Origin of the sequence: Variovorax sp. V213 (genome assembly GCF_041154455.1) — a bacterium.
Taxonomy (GTDB): Bacteria; Pseudomonadota; Gammaproteobacteria; order Burkholderiales; family Burkholderiaceae_C; genus Variovorax.
The window spans coordinates 2988522-3003843 of sequence record NZ_AP028664.1 but is presented as its reverse complement, the minus strand read 5'-3'; the positions used below and the strand labels follow the sequence as shown (position 1 = coordinate 3003843).

15 protein-coding genes are annotated in these 15322 nt (G+C 64.9%); 14 read left to right on the top strand and 1 reads right to left on the bottom strand.

Going from position 1 to position 15322, the window contains the following annotated elements; all coding sequences use genetic code 11:
• Window positions 1-212: 212 nt before the first annotated feature.
• The 6 genes from ACAM55_RS14350 (at window position 213) to ACAM55_RS14325 (ending at window position 6383) form a co-directional block, all read left to right on the top strand.
• Window positions 213-1100, top strand: a complete 888-nt coding sequence (locus ACAM55_RS14350; RefSeq protein ID WP_369652203.1) for an alpha/beta fold hydrolase — start codon at window positions 213-215, stop codon at window positions 1098-1100.
• Between the two features lie 32 nt (window positions 1101-1132).
• Window positions 1133-2107 (top strand): Bug family tripartite tricarboxylate transporter substrate binding protein, encoded by a 975-nt coding sequence (locus ACAM55_RS14345; protein WP_369652202.1) that lies wholly within the window; start codon window positions 1133-1135, stop codon window positions 2105-2107.
• Between the two features lie 32 nt (window positions 2108-2139).
• A complete protein-coding gene (fahA, locus tag ACAM55_RS14340) occupies window positions 2140-3459 on the top strand; it encodes a fumarylacetoacetase (protein WP_369652201.1) in 1320 nt (439 codons plus the stop codon).
• Window positions 3460-3461: 2 nt separating this feature from the next.
• Window positions 3462-4235, top strand: coding sequence for a cyclase family protein (locus ACAM55_RS14335; protein ID WP_369652200.1), 774 nt, complete (start codon window positions 3462-3464; stop codon window positions 4233-4235).
• Between the two features lie 278 nt (window positions 4236-4513).
• Complete coding sequence (locus ACAM55_RS14330; RefSeq protein ID WP_369652199.1) at window positions 4514-5437, top strand: hypothetical protein; 924 nt, start codon at window positions 4514-4516, stop codon at window positions 5435-5437.
• Between the two features lie 133 nt (window positions 5438-5570).
• Window positions 5571-6383 (top strand): hypothetical protein, encoded by an 813-nt coding sequence (locus ACAM55_RS14325; protein ID WP_369652198.1) that lies wholly within the window; start codon window positions 5571-5573, stop codon window positions 6381-6383.
• 112 nt (window positions 6384-6495) lie between these two features.
• Here the strand turns inward: ACAM55_RS14325 and ACAM55_RS14320 are convergent, their stop codons facing one another.
• Window positions 6496-7497 (bottom strand): porin, encoded by a 1002-nt coding sequence (locus ACAM55_RS14320; protein WP_369652197.1) that lies wholly within the window; start codon window positions 7495-7497, stop codon window positions 6496-6498.
• Between the two features lie 298 nt (window positions 7498-7795).
• On the opposite strand from ACAM55_RS14320, the gene ACAM55_RS14315 reads away from it, so the two are divergent.
• From ACAM55_RS14315 to ACAM55_RS14280, 8 genes are all read left to right on the top strand, one after another.
• Window positions 7796-8572: an enoyl-CoA hydratase/isomerase family protein gene (locus ACAM55_RS14315; protein WP_369652196.1), complete on the top strand. Its 777-nt coding sequence runs from the start codon at window positions 7796-7798 to the stop codon at window positions 8570-8572.
• Window positions 8573-8732: 160 nt separating this feature from the next.
• Entirely contained in the window at window positions 8733-9665 is a 933-nt protein-coding gene (locus ACAM55_RS14310; protein ID WP_369652195.1) for a LysR family transcriptional regulator, read from the top strand.
• Window positions 9666-10075: 410 nt separating this feature from the next.
• Entirely contained in the window at window positions 10076-10441 is a 366-nt protein-coding gene (locus ACAM55_RS14305; RefSeq protein ID WP_369656400.1) for a response regulator, read from the top strand.
• 745 nt (window positions 10442-11186) lie between these two features.
• Complete coding sequence (locus tag ACAM55_RS14300) at window positions 11187-13193, top strand: conjugal transfer protein TraG (protein ID WP_369652194.1); 2007 nt, start codon at window positions 11187-11189, stop codon at window positions 13191-13193.
• A complete protein-coding gene (locus ACAM55_RS14295) occupies window positions 13190-13657 on the top strand; it encodes a CopG family transcriptional regulator (protein WP_369652193.1) in 468 nt (155 codons plus the stop codon). The genes ACAM55_RS14300 and ACAM55_RS14295 overlap by 4 nt, the downstream gene beginning before the upstream one ends.
• A 58-nt stretch (window positions 13658-13715) precedes the next feature.
• On the top strand, window positions 13716-14696 hold the full coding sequence (gene trbB, locus ACAM55_RS14290) for a P-type conjugative transfer ATPase TrbB (protein WP_369656399.1): 981 nt from the start codon (window positions 13716-13718) through the stop codon (window positions 14694-14696).
• Entirely contained in the window at window positions 14693-15025 is a 333-nt protein-coding gene (locus ACAM55_RS14285) for a TrbC/VirB2 family protein (protein ID WP_369652192.1), read from the top strand. Before trbB ends, ACAM55_RS14285 begins: the two co-directional genes overlap by 4 nt.
• Window positions 15022-15306: a VirB3 family type IV secretion system protein gene (locus tag ACAM55_RS14280; RefSeq protein WP_369652191.1), complete on the top strand. Its 285-nt coding sequence runs from the start codon at window positions 15022-15024 to the stop codon at window positions 15304-15306. The genes ACAM55_RS14285 and ACAM55_RS14280 overlap by 4 nt, the downstream gene beginning before the upstream one ends.
• Window positions 15307-15322 lie beyond the last annotated feature (16 nt).

Below are 15322 nucleotides of genomic sequence, written 5' to 3'. Positions count from 1 at the left end.
CGGTTCGAAGGCATGGAACTCTAGGTGCGCCGTCGCTCGCCGCCAACGCACTCGCGGCGCAACTCTGTCATGCGCGCCCGCGCATACCGCAGCTATGACTTCGCGGACAACTCAGCCTTGAGGGGCGGCCGTCTGGCTGTCCGTGCTCGGGCGGGCTAGATTCGACGGCATAGGACGCACCAACCGGATGCGTGCCACAGGAGACAACGACGATGCCCTCAGCCCCCTCGCCCCGGCAGTACTGCCGCATTCTCCCAGCATGGGTTGCCGCCGCCGTGATTGCCGCGGCCGCAACGGGCGCGCTCGCCCAGCCAGCAGAGCCGGTAAGCGGCCGTGAGCTGCTGCATGACGGCGGTGTCGCCATCGATGTGCTGGTTGACGGCACCGGACCCGCGATCGTGCTCCTGCCTTCTTCCCAACGCGATTCGCTGGATTTCGATGTGGTCTCCCGGCAGATTGCCCGCGCGGGCTACCGGGTGCTGCGGCCCCAGCCGCGCGGCATGGGGCGCAGCCGCGGCCCGATGGAGGGGTTGAACCTCTCGGTCCTGGCGCGCGACGTGGTGCTGGCGATCGACAGGCTCGGAGGAGGGCGTGCGGTGATCGTGGGCCACGCCTACGGTCATTTCGTCGCGCGGGTCGCCGACTTGGAGCATCCGCCGCGGGTGCGCGGCCTCGTGGTAGTTGGCGCTGCAGCCAAGGTGTTTCCCCAAGGCATGGTCGAATCCCTGGCCATCGCGGCAGACCCCGGCAAGCCGCGCGAAGAGCGACTGAAGCAATTGCAGTTCTCGATGTTCGCGCCGGGTAACGACGCCTCGTCATGGCTGGACGGCTGGCACCCCGAGTTGCGCGACGCATACCGCAGGGCCGGCGCCACACCGTCCAAGGATGTCTGGTGGCCGGTGAGCAACGCGCCGATCCTGGACCTGCAGGGCGCCGAGGACCCCTGGCGGCCGCCGGCCACGCGCAATGAACTCAAGGACATCCTCGGCGACAAGGTGACCGTGCAGGTCATTCCCCGGGCCGGCCATGCGCTGATTCCCGAGCAGCCCTCCGCCGTGAGCGAAGCGATCGTCGGATGGGTCCGGACGCTGCAACCCTGATTTCGTTATCGTAGAAATACAAGGAGACATCCATGAGAAGAACCATGTGCCGCATTCTTTTGCTGGCGTGCCTGAGCGGCGCGGCCGTCGCGGCGACGGCCCAGACCGACAATTATCCGACGCGGCCGGTGCGCATCATCGTACCGTTCAGCCCCGGTGGCCCCGTCGATGCGATTGCGCGCGCTATCGCGGTGAAGCTGACTCAGCAATGGGGCAAGCAGGTCATCGTCGAGAACAAGGGCGGTGCGGCCACCATCATCGGATGGGACACGGTAGCGAAGTCGGCGCCCGACGGCTACACCGTGCTGCTCGCCGGCGCGGGCGGGCGCACGACGCTGCCCAGCGTCGCCACGCTCCCCTTCGATCCCGCCAAGGACCTGGTCGCGGTAGCGGCCGTGGCGAATTCGCCCAATGTGTTCGTGGTCAATGCAGCGCTGGGCAAGAACACGCTGGCGGAGTTCATCAGCTACGCGAAGGCCAAACCCGGGCGCGTGAACCACGGGCTGTCCGCACCCGGAACCGTGACGCAGTTCGTGGCAACTCAGCTGTCCGAGGCGGCGGCGGTGAAGTGGGAAGACATTCCGTACCGCGGTGGTTCACCGGCGGTGACCGCGCTCATGGCTGGCGAGATCGACGTGCTCACCGCCGATCTGGGGGCAGTGCTGGCGATGGAGGAGACTGGCCGGATCAAGATACTGGCTGTGGCCGACACGCAGCGCTCCGCCTTGCTGCCGAAGGTGCCTACGACGTCCGAGCAGGGCTTTCCGAAGGTCGTCGCGGTCAACGTCTACGGCGTGTTTGCGCCGGCCGCCACGCCCAAGCCGATCCTGCGCAAGATCGCGGACTCGCTGGCTCACATCACCGCGCAGCCGGACCTGAAGGAACAGTTCGCCAAGCTCGGCCTGCAGCCGGACAACCGCGGCTCTGAAGCCTTCGAATCCTTCCTGCGCGCGCAGACCGCGCAGTGGGCACCCATCGCCAAGGCGAGCGGCGTGCGGATCAACTGAAAAATCTCACGAACAATCCATCAAATAGCCTGATGAACAACTCTCTGGACCATACCCACGATGCCGGCGCCCGCAGCTGGGTCGATGCCGCCAATGACGAGCGCAGCGACTTTCCGCTGCAGAACCTGCCACTGTGCATGTTCAGGCCCGCACCGGGGCTGGCGATGCGCGCGGGCATTGGCATTGGCGATCAGGTGCTCGATCTCAGCCTTGCCGCGAGCACGGGGCTGCTCGAAGGGCTGTCCGGCGAGATGGTGGGCGCGCTGAAAGGCGCGCGACTGAACGAGCTCTTCGCTTTGGGACCGGATGCGATGACCGCGCTCAGGCACGCCGCGTGGCGGACGCTCGAAGCGGGCTACGCGCGCCGGGACGAGGTGCCGCTGTCGTCGATGGCCTCGGTCGAGTTCGGCCTGCCGTGCGAGGTTGGTGACTACACGGATTTCTTTTCGTCGCTTAACCACGCGATGAACACCTTCCGGCTGTTCCGGCCGGGGCAGGTCTTCCTGCCGAATTTCAAGCACCTACCCATCGCGTATCACGGCCGCGCGTCGTCCATCGTCCCGAGTGGCACGCCGGTCGTGCGCCCGCTCGGGCAAGCGCGGCCGCAGCCGGAGGAGCCGCCGCAGTTTGGCCCCGCGCGCAAGATCGACTTCGAGGTGGAGCTCGGCTTCTATGTCGGCGTGGGCAACGCGCTGGGCACGCGGATCGCGCTCGATGATGCGGACCGCCATCTGGCCGGCGTCTCGCTGCTCAACGACTGGTCGGCGCGCGATCTGCAGGCCTGGGAGTCGCAACCGCTCGGTCCCTTCCTGAGTAAGAACTTCGCGAGCACGGTGTCGCCGTGGGTCGTGGGCCTGGATGCGCTGGCGCCGTTTCGCGCGCCTCTGGTGGCGCGGGAAGCGGGCGACCCGGCGCCGCAGGACTATCTGCATTCGAAGGCCAACGACGCGCGTGGCGCGTTCGACATCCGCATTGACACGCTGCTGCAAACGCAGGCGATGCGCGAAGCCGGCGACCCCCCCGCGCGCATCAGCCAGGCCGTCTTCGCGCGCGACGCCTGGTGGACGCCGGCACAGATGGTTGCGCATCACACAGTCAACGGCTGCAACCTTCGTCCCGGCGACCTGATTGGCAGCGGAACGATTTCCGGCCCCGACGACGGCATGCAGGGTAGCATCCTGGAGCTGACGTACGGTGGAGCCAAGCCGATCAGCCTGCCGCGCGGAGAGACGCGCGCCTTCGTGGAAGACGGCGACGAAGTCACCCTCGTTGCCTGGTGCGAACGCCCGGGCTTTCGCCGCATCGGATTGGGCCGATGCACCGGCCTCGTCCTGCCAGCCAAGGAGCAATGAGCATGGGAAAGATCATCGATATCTCGATATTTCTGGAGAACGACGTCATCTCCGACCCGCCGCACCTAGCGCCGAAGATCACGTACTTCGGGCACCACGGGTCCGTTGACTCGATGCTCAAGTACTTCCCCGGTGCGAAGGCCGAGGACCTGCCCGACGGCGCGGCCTGGGCCTTCGAGCGCGTCCAGCTCAACACCCACAACGGCACGCACCTGGACGCGCCTTACCACTTCCATCCCACGATGAACGGCGGCGAGCGCGCGATCACCATCGACGAAGTGCCGCTGGACTGGTGCTTCCAGCGCGGCGTGAAGCTGGACTTTCGTCATTTCGAGAACGGCTACGTCGCTACGGCCAAGGATGTCGAAGCCGAGCTGCTGCGCGTGGGGCATGTGCTGAACCCGCTGGACATTGTCGTGGTCAACACGGCGGCCGGGGCGCGCTATGGGCACGATGACTTCGTGTCCTCGGGCTGTGGCATGGGGCTGGAGGCGACGATGTACCTGCTCGAGCGCGGCGTGCGCCTCACCGGCACCGATGCCTGGAGCTGGGATGCGCCGTTCGTGTACATCGCCGAGAAGTTCGAGCAGACGCGCGACGCGGGGCTCATCTGGGAAGGCCACAAGGCCGGACGTCACATCGGCTACTGCCACCTGGAGAAGCTCGGCAATCTGGAGGCGCTGCCCGCGACGGGTTTTCGGATCGCCTGTTTCCCCGTGAAGGTGAAGGGTGCGTCGGCGGGTTGGACCCGCGCGGTCGCCATCCTGGATAACTAGCCCCGGGGCATCCGGACGTGCCGGCACCGTCGGCGCGCTCCTTCCAATCCTCCTGTCTTTGCTCATCTACACGCCGCGATGCCAGCTGCGTGGCGGGAGGCCGTGCGTGCGCGTGCGCCTTCGACTTCATCCGGGCGTAGTGCGATCGCGTGCACCGATGTCTTGACGCCGGCCGCATAGCAGCTTTGGTTAGGAAGGCATTGGTCGTCGGACGGCCGAGTTCTAGAGTGCGTTGCCGGTGAGCGCGCCGAGCAAGAAAACTTTGAGGGTCTGCTGCATTGAAAGTCGCAACCAAACTGCTAGTGGGAGCTGTGGTCACCGTGACTGTCGCCTTCGCGGCGTCCAACTTTCTGGCAACGTGGCGTGACAGCTTATCCATGGAAGAACGGATTGCTTTGTTGGGCCCGGAACCTGACTACCCTCGCGTCTACTACAGCACCGAAGAGGCCGTCTGGCCGGTGTCCGCCCCCGAGGCACCGGACCAGTCGGGCGTACTAGAGCGTCAGGGATTTGCTTCGGTGCTCGCCGCCGGGGCGGCTCCCGGGGCCACATGGGCGCAGAAGCTGCGCGCAGTCGACGTGCTGATGCGATGCCGGGGGTTTGCGCATCAGCGCGTGCTGACCACGGCAAGCTTTAGCGACACGCTGCTTCCCGATGCCTATCGAGAGCTCGAAGCCGGCATTCGAGCGCGCGCCGCACAGTGCGACGACCTTCTGCGGTTGCGCAGCGAGGAGGTCGCCGCAACGGAGGCCGCGTTGATCGCCGATCTCACCAAAGAGGGGGCGCCTTTCAGCGCGCCGGCTCTCCACGACGCCGACGGTGTGGCGTTGCCGGCCGCAGACTTGGACAAGGCCAAGGCCCAGATGCGCGGATGGCTCAAGGACCTCGGGCCTCACGTGCTCGTCTCGATGCGCCAGACACTGCGGGAACTCGCAGGGATGGCCGTGGCGAACGGCCAGAACAGCCGTTGGACCGACGCGATGGCCGAGGACGATTATGTGCAGGCGTTCGACACCGCCGTTTGCAGGACGACGCCCGGCTGCAACGAGGATGTGCACTCCTTCACCGATCGCTGCCTCCTGACGGGGCGGTGTCCCGGTGCCGGCGAGACCGGCAACGAACCGAATCAGAACATCGCGTGGCTCACCGAAGAACTGACCGTCGCGATACGCAATCACGACTGGCAGCGGATCGGGCTGTGATTGCCACTCATGGCGAACAACAACGAAATCCTGATACCGGCGTCACCCCACTGGACGTCGAGAGCCGGCTGTCGATGGTTGCATCCGCAACCGTGCAGCGGTCATCTGCAGTGGCATCCAAAGAGTCATTCCAATGAAAAAAGAGCTTGAGCAGCAGAAGTCCCGCGATGTTGTCGACATGAATCGTCGCACTGGGTTGACGAAGATCACCGCACTAGCGGCCGCGCTCATGTCGCATGGCAGGGTGTTCGTGCCCGGTGCAGTAGGCCTTGCCGGCAGCGTCATGAGGTCGTCTGCGCTGGCGAACTCGTGCGTTCTTAGCCCGGACGGACGCACGGGCCCTTTCTACACCGCGCTCAACCTGGTGCGCAGCGACTTGCGCGAGGATAAGACCGGCGTCATCCTCGACCTCGAGCTGACGATCCGCAATTCAGCGTGCTCGCCGGTCGTCGGCGCCGCTGTGGCCGTCTGGAGTTGCGACAGTCGCGGCATGTATTCGGAATACCCGAACGTGAACCCGGACGTACCTGGCTACACGCAGGTTCCCCTCGGTCAGGTGCCGCCGGAGGCACCGCACTATCCCGAGCAGGATCTCACGCAGCACTTCCTGCGGGGTGTCCAGGTCACAGACGCATTGGGGTGCGCACGGTTTCGTATCCTCTATCCGTCGTGGTACGCCACCCGCACGCCGCATGTACACGTCAAGGTCTACCCAGGCGCTACTGTGGGCGACACGGCGTCCTACACGGGGCAGCTGTACTTCCCCGAGGCCATCAACAGCGTGGTGCTGAGCAATCCGCTGTACACCGGCCGGACCGTGTCGCGCGACACGATGAACAACACGGATCGGCATTACGTCGCGATGGGTGGGCTGCAGAACGAGCTGCAGCTCTCGAGCGTGCCGACCGGCTTCCAGTCCAGCAAGCGGCTGGTCATCCCGGTCTGAAAGAGTGAGCGCCGACGCCCTGCGAAGTGATCGCAACGGCGTCGGACCACGCCGACGCTGCCGGCAGGGTCGCCCCAAAGGCCCTTATCGTTTCGATCAGGCCCGGAAACCATCAGAACGAATGGTTGATCCCAAACTCAAGGCCGCGCACGCTTCCGGAGGCGGGCGGCGCGATGCCGCCGAGCCCGAAGACCTGCTTGCCCTTGTTGCTGACGCGCGAGAACGTGCTGTACAGCGCCGTGCGCTTGGACAGGAAGTGCACGTAGCCCAGGCTGACCTGGTTGGCATCGTTGGCGTCAGTGCCGGCGCCGCTTTGATCCGCGCGGATGTAGTTCGCTTTCAGCACGCCGGCGCCCACAGGGACCGACACGCCGACGTCCATCGTCTGCTGGCGGCGCTGGAGGTACTTGGCATGTTGGAACAGTGTGGTGAACCGGGCCCAGCCTGCGTTGTAGGAAGCGCCAATGCTCGACAGCCGGATCCAGTGCAATCCCTTCGCATCGCTGGTTCGTCCGACGCCGACATTGATGTCGACAGGGCCGCTGGCATAGCCGAACACGCCGCCGCGGTGGCGGTTCGCGTCGCGGCCTTCCGCGAAGCTGCCCATCACCTCGCCGTAGAAGCCGCCCAGGTCGCGCGGCAAGATGTACTTGATCATGTTGTCCGCGCGCACGCCGGCGCCGGATCCGGAGCCCAGCAGTGACGGCGTCCCGAAGAAGAGACTTCCGTTGGAGGCAACGCCGTTGGGGCCGAAGGGTGAGAAGGAGGCGTACTGCTTCGTGAAAAGCGGGACGTAGTCGCGTCCCATGCGCAGTTCGCCCCAATCGCTACTGGTGAGCGACAGGGTGGAGCGCCGGCTCCAGTAGGCAGTGGCATTCGTCAGGCCCGTGTCTGGAGAGACGTCGGCCTCGAACCAGAAGCCTGCGCTCAAGCCGCCGCCAAGGTCCTCCGTGCCGCGAATACCGAAGCGGCTGCCCGTCAATCCTCCCGATGAGAGAGTGCGCACGCGTGATCCATCAGAAGCGTTGGTCTGGCGCATGGCCAGGTCCACGACGCCGAAGAGCGTGACGCTGGACTGGGCCTGCGCGTTGAATGAAAGCGGGGCGAGCGCCATGGCGCTCGCCGCCGCGGCGGTGAAAGTAGTTCTCATTTGATTTGTCTCCAGAATGCGTTGTGATGCGACCACTCCCTCGGGGTGGCCGGCGGGCAGGTTAGGCAGTAAGACTTCATCGAGCCACACCGTGCGGTGCAATGCAGATATGACTGCGCACGCATCGGATGCTTGCGATGGACTAGTTGGGTTCAGGTATGCGCGCGCTGCCATAACAGCTGTGCCACACGAGGAATGCGCAGGACACGTGTGCTTCACTAGACTGCATCAGATTCGAAATTCACAGAGAGACAAGACAGAGATGGACGATCTGACCCAGTTGCGGGTGAATATTGCCGACCACGTGGCGACCCTCACGATGGACAGCCCACCGGTCAACGCATTGACACGCACCCTGAACGACGAACTCACGCTTGCGCTGGATCGCATCTCGGAGATGGACGAAGTGCGGGTGGTCGTTCTCACCGGCGCGGGCAAGTGCTTTTGTGCAGGGGCCGATCTGAAGGGACGCGCCGAGGTGATCAAGACTGCTGGTGATCTCCCAGCACATTCGCGGCGTACGCGCGAATGCTTTCATGCGATCAGGGAATGCGCGAAGCCGGTGATCGCCGCGCTCAACGGCGCGGCGCTCGGCTCCGGTCTGGCGATGGCCGCATCTTCCGACATCCTCGTTGCATCGGAGAAAGCGGTTCTCGGGTTGCCCGAGGTGGATGTCGGCCTCCTGGGCGGGTGTCGCCACGCGATGCGCCTCTTTAGCCACTCGCGCCTGCGGCGCATGATGCTCACCGGTTACCGCGTCTCGGGCGAAGAGCTGTATCGGCTGGGAATTGTTGAAGCTTGCACGACGCCTGAAGGGTTGATGTCCGCTGCGCTGGACCTCGCCGCGACTATCGCGTCGAAAAGTCCGGTGTCCACCCGAATGGGCAAGCACACGCTCAATGTCATCGAGGACATGAGTCTGCGCGACGGCTACCGCTACGAGCAGGACATGACCGCGATCATTGCGAAGACCGATGATGCGAAGGAAGCGCAGACAGCGTTTCGCGAAAAACGCGTCCCGGTTTTCATCGGGCGCTGAGCGTGCCTCTGGGTGAGTACTAGTTGCGCGTAATGTTCGCAAGCCTCCTGTTTGGAGGTGTGATATCCCTAGGTTGCCGACGCAGTCATTGACGCATTTGATCTAGCTTGAGCAACCAGCCAGGGTCGATCAATGCTTAGCCGCAATTGGAGCGTAGTCCTTGATCGAACTGCGACATCTTCGCTATTTCATTGCCGTTGCCGAAGAGCTCAACTTTCGGAGGGCAGCTGAGCGCATCCCCATTGACCAGACACCGTTGTCGCGCACCATCCGTGATCTGGAGGAACGGATGGGTGCGACCCTCTTCGTTCGGGCGCCGCGCAAACTGCAGCTCACCCCCGCTGGGGCCAAGCTGCTCAAATACGCACGCACTATCTTCATCCGGCTAGAGCGCACGGAACGTATCGTGCGCGAAACCGACGCTCGCTATCGTGAGCCTCTACGCATCGGCGTGGACGACAGTACCGCGCAGCCAAAGGTGGCTGAGTGCCTCAACCGTTGGCGGAGAATGGCCCCCGATATCCCACTGAAGCTCACGGAAATGCGCGCGGCGGAGCTGCTTGCTGCATTGCGCAACGAGGAGCTGGATGCGGGCATCTCCTTCGGGGTGTTGGACGACGCGATTGCCCAGCAGCCGATCTGGACTAGCCCTATTGTGGCAGTCCTTCCCCTGGCTCACGAGCTCGCCGGGCGTGAGACAGTCTCATTGAGCGAGCTGCTAGCTTTCCCCGCCATCTTTTGCGACCCGGCCTACCATCCAGGGTTGTGCAGGCAAATGGAAGCGATATTCCGAGAGCGCTCCCTGTCCCCCACCACCGCTGGTGAGGCCCGCTCCTTGACCGGCTATTTGACCCGTGTCGCAGCGGGACTTGGCGTCGGGGTAGCCGATGCGGATCACATGCAGGTACTTCGACGAACAGATGTTGTGGTCTTGCCGCTGGTCGAGCCGGTGTACTTCACGACTTACGTACTGCACAAGCCCCAACTCCCAACTATTCGAGAATCACTACAGCGATTTCTTGCCCATGCAACCAATCTGCGTTCTTTGCGGGGTTGCGGCCCTGGTGCATGCTGCGCCGCCCCAGCGCCTTGATCATTCCGGGTCGCTAGTGCGGGGCTCCTTCGCCCGACAGCCCAAAGGCAGTGTTGCTGACAAAGAAGGAATCGCCGGCAGAACGGCGTGCTGCTTGGCGTCAACCTCGGCCGAGCTGCCTGCGACTGGGTAAGTCACCGGCACAGGCCCTAACTCAGCCTATGAAGTTCGGAAATTGTTCGAGCGGTTGTACTTCTTTGATCTCAATGCGCCCGTGTTCGAGCACGCCGGATCGTCGCCGTATGAATGGGGGTACTGACGGCCTTGACGCCAGTCGAGAGCAAGCCAACAGGACGCAACCAAATCCAGCTTTCAGCCTACACGCGCGGCGCGAACTGTCCGTATAAAGCGATGGCGGTTTTTGATCTGCAACGCAACAAGCATTGGCTGGACACCTCTGCGCGATCGATATGCCACTCTCAACCATCCTGATCGAAGACAGCAAAACCATCAGAGAGAATCTGGTTCCTGCACTTGCGGAGCTTGCTGATGTCGAGGTCGTGGCCGTTGCGGAGACGGCAAGTGAAGCTGTTGTCCTCCTTGAAAGCCTCAAGAACACATGGCAACTGGCTGTAGTGGATCTATTCTTGCGTGAGGGATCCGGCTTGACGGTTTTGCGCGCTTGCCAGGAGCGTTCGGCACGCCAGCGGGTGGTAGTTTTGACAAACTATCTCACTGAGGAGATGCGGCGTCGGAGCCGGGAACTGGGGGCTGATGCGATCTTTGACAAGTCAAGAGAGCTGGACCTGTTCTTCGAGTGGTGCAAGCAGTCCTAAGCTAACTGAATCTGGATCGGTCCTTCTTGCGGCTCGGAAAGCACGCGCTGGCGAGTCCGGCTTCACGGCCGTCAGCTACACCATCTAGGGCAACGGCAACGGCAACGGCAACGGCAACGGCAACGGCGATGGCGGCACGGCGGTGGACTACACCTCAACTTCGCCACTGCTACCCGCGCGGGTGATGGTCGGAGGCCCGCGCAGCGGCCTGTCAGCCACGTGCTGCCGGCCTGGAACATTGCGTGTGCCTACCAGGCTGCGTTCGCCACGCGACCTACCATCCAAATCCGTGGGTGATGGAAGCGATGCTCGCCGCATTCATGGCTTCCGTCGATCCCGGTGGGGCGCATTCGTTTACCCGATGCCTCTCCCGCGTATCACTCGCCGAGCCGATGCACTCTACAACCTGTGTCCTGAACAAGAACCAGCGTAGTGGCCTCCGAGTTGCAGCAATGATTCCTTACCGCCGCAACAATTTGTGTTGGAAGTTGCAGTGCGATGTGCCAAGTTGACCTGCCTCGCGCCAACGGCCATTGACAGGCCGTGCTGCCGCTGGAACGCTCCCGCCGAGACAGCCTGAAGGCTAGTGCACTCAGCAGAAGAGGGAGTCCCAGCCTATCCCTCGCCAGCGTACGCCATGCCACGCCCCACCGGGTATGCCGCGCGACGGCTTGATTCCAGACTCGTGCCTGTGTGCGAGGTGCACGGATGTGCTGGAACAAATACGCCTGGGAGGTGGCGCTCTATGCCGACAGTAGCGACCGGCATCCTGTTCGGACAGATTCTCGTAGTGCTTGGCGTCACCCTGGGCGGGATGTGGGCCGCCACGCAGTGGACGGCGGATGCGCTGGGTTACCAGCAAAGTCTCGGAGTTCGATGGTTCGAGATTTCCGGCGTCCCGGTTTACGAGCCCTGGAAGCTGTTCGAGTGGTGGTACTTCTACGACGCCTACGCGCCGCAGGTGTTCGAGCGTGCCGGGGCCATTGCCGCATCGAGCGGGTTGTCGGCCACGGGCGCGGCCATCGCAATGGCGGTATGGCGCGCGCGAATGGCCAAGCGCGTCACGACCTATGGCTCTGCCCGCTGGGCTGAGTGCGAGGAGATTGCCAAAGCCGGCCTGATGAGGCCGGCAGGTGTGTTCCTCGGCAGCGCATTGGACAAGGGGGGCTTCTATCTGCGTCATGACGGGCCTGAACATGTGATGGCCTTTGCGCCTACGCGCTCCGGCAAGGGCGTCGGGCTCGTGGTGCCCACTCTGCTGTCTTGGCCCGGCTCGGCCGTGATCCACGACATCAAGGGAGAGAACTGGAATCTCACAGCCGGCTGGCGCTCGCGGTTCTCGCACTGTCTGCTGTTCAACCCGACCGATGCGCGCTCGGCCGCCTACAACCCACTGCTCGAAGTCCGCCGTGGCGCGCATGAGGTGCGCGACGTGCAGAACATCGCGGACATCCTTGTGGATCCGGAGGGTGCGCTCGAGCGGCGCAACCACTGGGAGAAGACCAGCCATGCACTGCTGGTCGGCGCGATCCTGCATGTGCTCTACGCCGGCGAGGACAAGACGCTGCGCGGCGTCGCCAACTTCCTGTCCGACCCGGCGTGTCCCTTCGAGCTAACGCTGCACCGAATGATGACGACACGGCACCTGGGCGAGGACATCCATCCGGTGGTTGCCTCGGCCGCCCGCGAGGTGCTCAACAAGAGCGACAACGAGCGCTCCGGGGTGCTGTCCACTGCGATGAGCTTCCTGGGCCTGTACCGCGATCCCACCGTGGCCGAAGTTACTTCTCGGTGCGACTGGCGCATCGCCGATCTGATCTCGGCGGAACACCCGGTGTCACTGTATCTGGTCGTTCCGCCCTCGGACATCAGCCGCACCAAGCCGCTGATCCGCCTGATCCTCAACCAGATCGGCCGGCGTCTCACCGAATCGCTCGACGGCTCCGACGGCATCGCGCGCATCCACAAGCTGCTGCTGATGCTCGACGAGTTCCCAGCGCTTGGCCGACTGGACTTTTTCGAGTCGGCACTGGCGTTCATGGCGGGCTACGAGCTTCGCGCCTTCCTGATCGCGCAGTCTCTCAATCAGGTTGACAAGGCCTATGGTCCGAATCACTCGATCCTCGACAACTGCCATGTGCGCATCGCGTTCGCCACCAACGACGAGCGCACGGCCAAGCGGATCTCGGAGGCGCTGGGAACGGCTACCGAATTGCGTGCGCAACGCAACTACGCGGGGCACCGGCTCGCGCCGTGGCTTGGCCATCTGATGGTCTCGCGCCAGGAAACGGCCCGGCCGCTGCTGACGCCGGGCGAGGTGATGCAGCTGCCACCCGATGACGCGGTGGTGATGGTCTCGGGCCATCCACCGATCAAGGCGAGGAAACTGCGCTACTACCAGGACCGCAACTTCACGCGGCGTGTGCTGGCACCGCCGGCGCTGGCGTCGGCGCCGGGCTATTACGCGGATCGTCCCGCGACACGGCCCGACGATTGGAGCGGACTGGCGCCGCTGACCGCGTCCGAGTCTTTGTCGTCAGGCGATGCGGCTGGTTTCGCCGACGAGGGCGGCCACCAGCTCAAGCCCGAGCTGGAGGTCGTGCACGACCCGTCGGTGCTACAGGAGGCCGACGGGCTGCTGGTGCTCGATGACGAGGACGATGTGCCGGTGCGGCCGCGCGATGTGGACCGTCAGCTCACGCGTACGGCGCGCCTCGCCGCGCTGGACCCTGACGACGGGATCGCGCTATGAGCCGGGCCCGCCTGAATATCTTCATCGAGTCAGAGCACGCCAAGCGGCTGGATCGGCTCGCGGTGCACAAGGGTGTCTCGAAATCGGCCGTGGTCGCGGCTGCGCTCGCGTCGTTCTTGTCGCCGGATGGCGGCGATCAGCGCGAGGCGGCGATCGCCAAGCGCCTGGACCGGCTTTCGCGCCAATTCGACCGGCTCGAGCGCGACCAGAACATCCTGATCGAAACGCTCGCCTTGTACGTGCGCTATTTCCTCACGGTTTCGATCCCAGTGCCCGAGGGCCAGCAGGACGCCGCACGGGCGCAGGGGCGGGCGCGCTATGTGCAGTTCATCGAGCAGCTCGGGCGGCACTTGCAGCGCGGGCGCAGTCTGGTACGCGAGGTACATGAGGAGATCGAGCCTGAAGCGGCGCCGACGCACGCAGGGCACGAGCCGGAGGAGGCCGCTGATGGTCCAGCCGTCTGATCGTTCTTCCGGGTCGTCGCCAGGCGCCTTGGACAACGCGGCGGCCCGGCGCATCCACATGCTGCGCACGGCCATGGGGCCGGAGATCGCGGCGGCCCTCGCGGATCCGGAGGTTGTGGAGGTGCTGCTCAACCCCGATGGTTCGCTCTGGGTCGACCGGCTCGGCACCGGCCGCGCGCCGACCGGCGCGGCGCTGCCGCCGCCCGTGGCCGAACGCATCATCCGCCTCGTGGCTGCGCACGTGCGCGCTGAGGTGCATGCCGGTACGCCGATCCTCTCGGCCGAGTTGCCCGAGACCGGCGAGCGTTTCCTGGGCGTGCTGCCGCCAGTGGTGCGCGCGCCCTCGTTCGCGATCCGCAAGCGGGCGCTGCGCATCATGAGTCTGGCGCAATACGTGGCCGACGGGATCCTGACGGGGGACCAGGCCGCATTCCTGCGGCAGGCGGTGCGCGGGCGCCTGAACATCGTGGTGGCGGGCGGCACCAGCACGGGCAAGACCACGCTCGCGAACGCGCTGCTCGATGAGATCGCCGAGACGCGCGACCGCGTCTTGATCCTCGAGGACACGGTGGAGCTGCGATGCCGGTCCGACGACCACGTGAGCATGCGCACCGAACCGGGCGTGACCACCATGGCCGACCTGGTGCGTGCCACCTTGCGGCTGCGGCCCGACCGCATCGTGGTCGGTGAGGTGCGCGGTGCCGAGGCATTGGACCTGCTCAAGGCCTGGGGCACCGGGCATCCAGGAGGGATTGCCACCGTGCATGCCGGCTCCGCGCTGGGCGCGCTCACGCGGCTGGAGCAGCTGGTGCAGGAAGTCTCGGTGACCGTGCCGCGCGCGCTGATCGCCGAGGCGGTCCACGTCATCGTCTTCATCGCCGGGCGCGGCCGCGCCCGGCGGGTGCGCGAGATCGCGCGCGTCATCGGCCATGACAGCGAAGGCTACCAGCTCGACACCTCAGCGGTGCCTGGTTTCCCGTTGCTCTCCTCATCCCGTTCCGCTCCTTCCACCCCGTCGTCTTCTGGAGAACCGACATGACGATTTCACGCAATTCCGCAAAGCCGTTTCTGCACGCGGCCGTTGTGGCAGCGCTCTTGCTGGCCGCTGCGCTGCCCGCGAAGGCGGCCGGCTCGAACATGCCCTGGGAAGCACCGCTGCAGTCGATCCTCGACTCGATCCAGGGGCCCGTGGCCAAGATCGTCGCGGTCATCATCATCATCGTGACCGGCCTGACGTTGGCCTTCGGCGACACCTCGGGGGGCTTCCGCCGGCTGATCCAGATCGTGTTCGGCCTGTCGATCGCGTTCGCCGCCTCCAGCTTCTTCCTGACCTTCTTCAGCTTCTCGGGCGGGGCGGTGCTGGCATGAGTGAGTCGACTGCTTTCTCGCCGGGTGTTGCGCCCGGCTTCGAGATTCCACTGCACCGGTCGCTCACCGAACCGATCCTGCTGGGCGGCGCGCCGCGCAAGGTGGCGATTGCCAATGGCACGCTGGCCGCCGCGGTCGGACTCGGGCTGCAGCTCTGGCTCCCGGGTGTCGCGCTCTGGATCGTCGGGCATGCGTTGGCGGTCTGGGGTGCGCGCCTGGACCCGCAGTTCATGCAGGTCTTCGCGCGGCACATCAAGCAGCGGCCCCTTCTCGATGTCTAGTGGATACGTGACGCGA

Bases quoted from the DNA above. Each gene is read 5' to 3' on its own strand.
- ACAM55_RS14350 (WP_369652203.1), top strand. From the start codon at position 213: ATGCCCTCAGCCCCCTCGCCCCGGCAGTACTGCCGCATTCTCCCAGCA.
- ACAM55_RS14345 (WP_369652202.1), top strand. From the start codon at position 1,133: ATGAGAAGAACCATGTGCCGCATTCTTTTGCTGGCGTGCCTGAGCGGC.
- fahA (WP_369652201.1), top strand. From the start codon at position 2,140: ATGAACAACTCTCTGGACCATACCCACGATGCCGGCGCCCGCAGCTGG.
- ACAM55_RS14335 (WP_369652200.1), top strand. From the start codon at position 3,462: ATGGGAAAGATCATCGATATCTCGATATTTCTGGAGAACGACGTCATC.
- ACAM55_RS14325 (WP_369652198.1), top strand. From the start codon at position 5,571: ATGAAAAAAGAGCTTGAGCAGCAGAAGTCCCGCGATGTTGTCGACATG.
- ACAM55_RS14320 (WP_369652197.1), bottom strand. From the start codon at position 7,497: ATGGCGCTCGCCCCGCTTTCATTCAACGCGCAGGCCCAGTCCAGCGTC.
- ACAM55_RS14315 (WP_369652196.1), top strand. From the start codon at position 7,796: ATGGACGATCTGACCCAGTTGCGGGTGAATATTGCCGACCACGTGGCG.
- ACAM55_RS14305 (WP_369656400.1), top strand. From the start codon at position 10,076: ATGCCACTCTCAACCATCCTGATCGAAGACAGCAAAACCATCAGAGAG.
- ACAM55_RS14300 (WP_369652194.1), top strand. From the start codon at position 11,187: ATGCCGACAGTAGCGACCGGCATCCTGTTCGGACAGATTCTCGTAGTG.
- ACAM55_RS14295 (WP_369652193.1), top strand. From the start codon at position 13,190: ATGAGCCGGGCCCGCCTGAATATCTTCATCGAGTCAGAGCACGCCAAG.
- trbB (WP_369656399.1), top strand. From the start codon at position 13,716: ATGCTGCGCACGGCCATGGGGCCGGAGATCGCGGCGGCCCTCGCGGAT.
- ACAM55_RS14285 (WP_369652192.1), top strand. From the start codon at position 14,693: ATGACGATTTCACGCAATTCCGCAAAGCCGTTTCTGCACGCGGCCGTT.
- ACAM55_RS14280 (WP_369652191.1), top strand. From the start codon at position 15,022: ATGAGTGAGTCGACTGCTTTCTCGCCGGGTGTTGCGCCCGGCTTCGAG.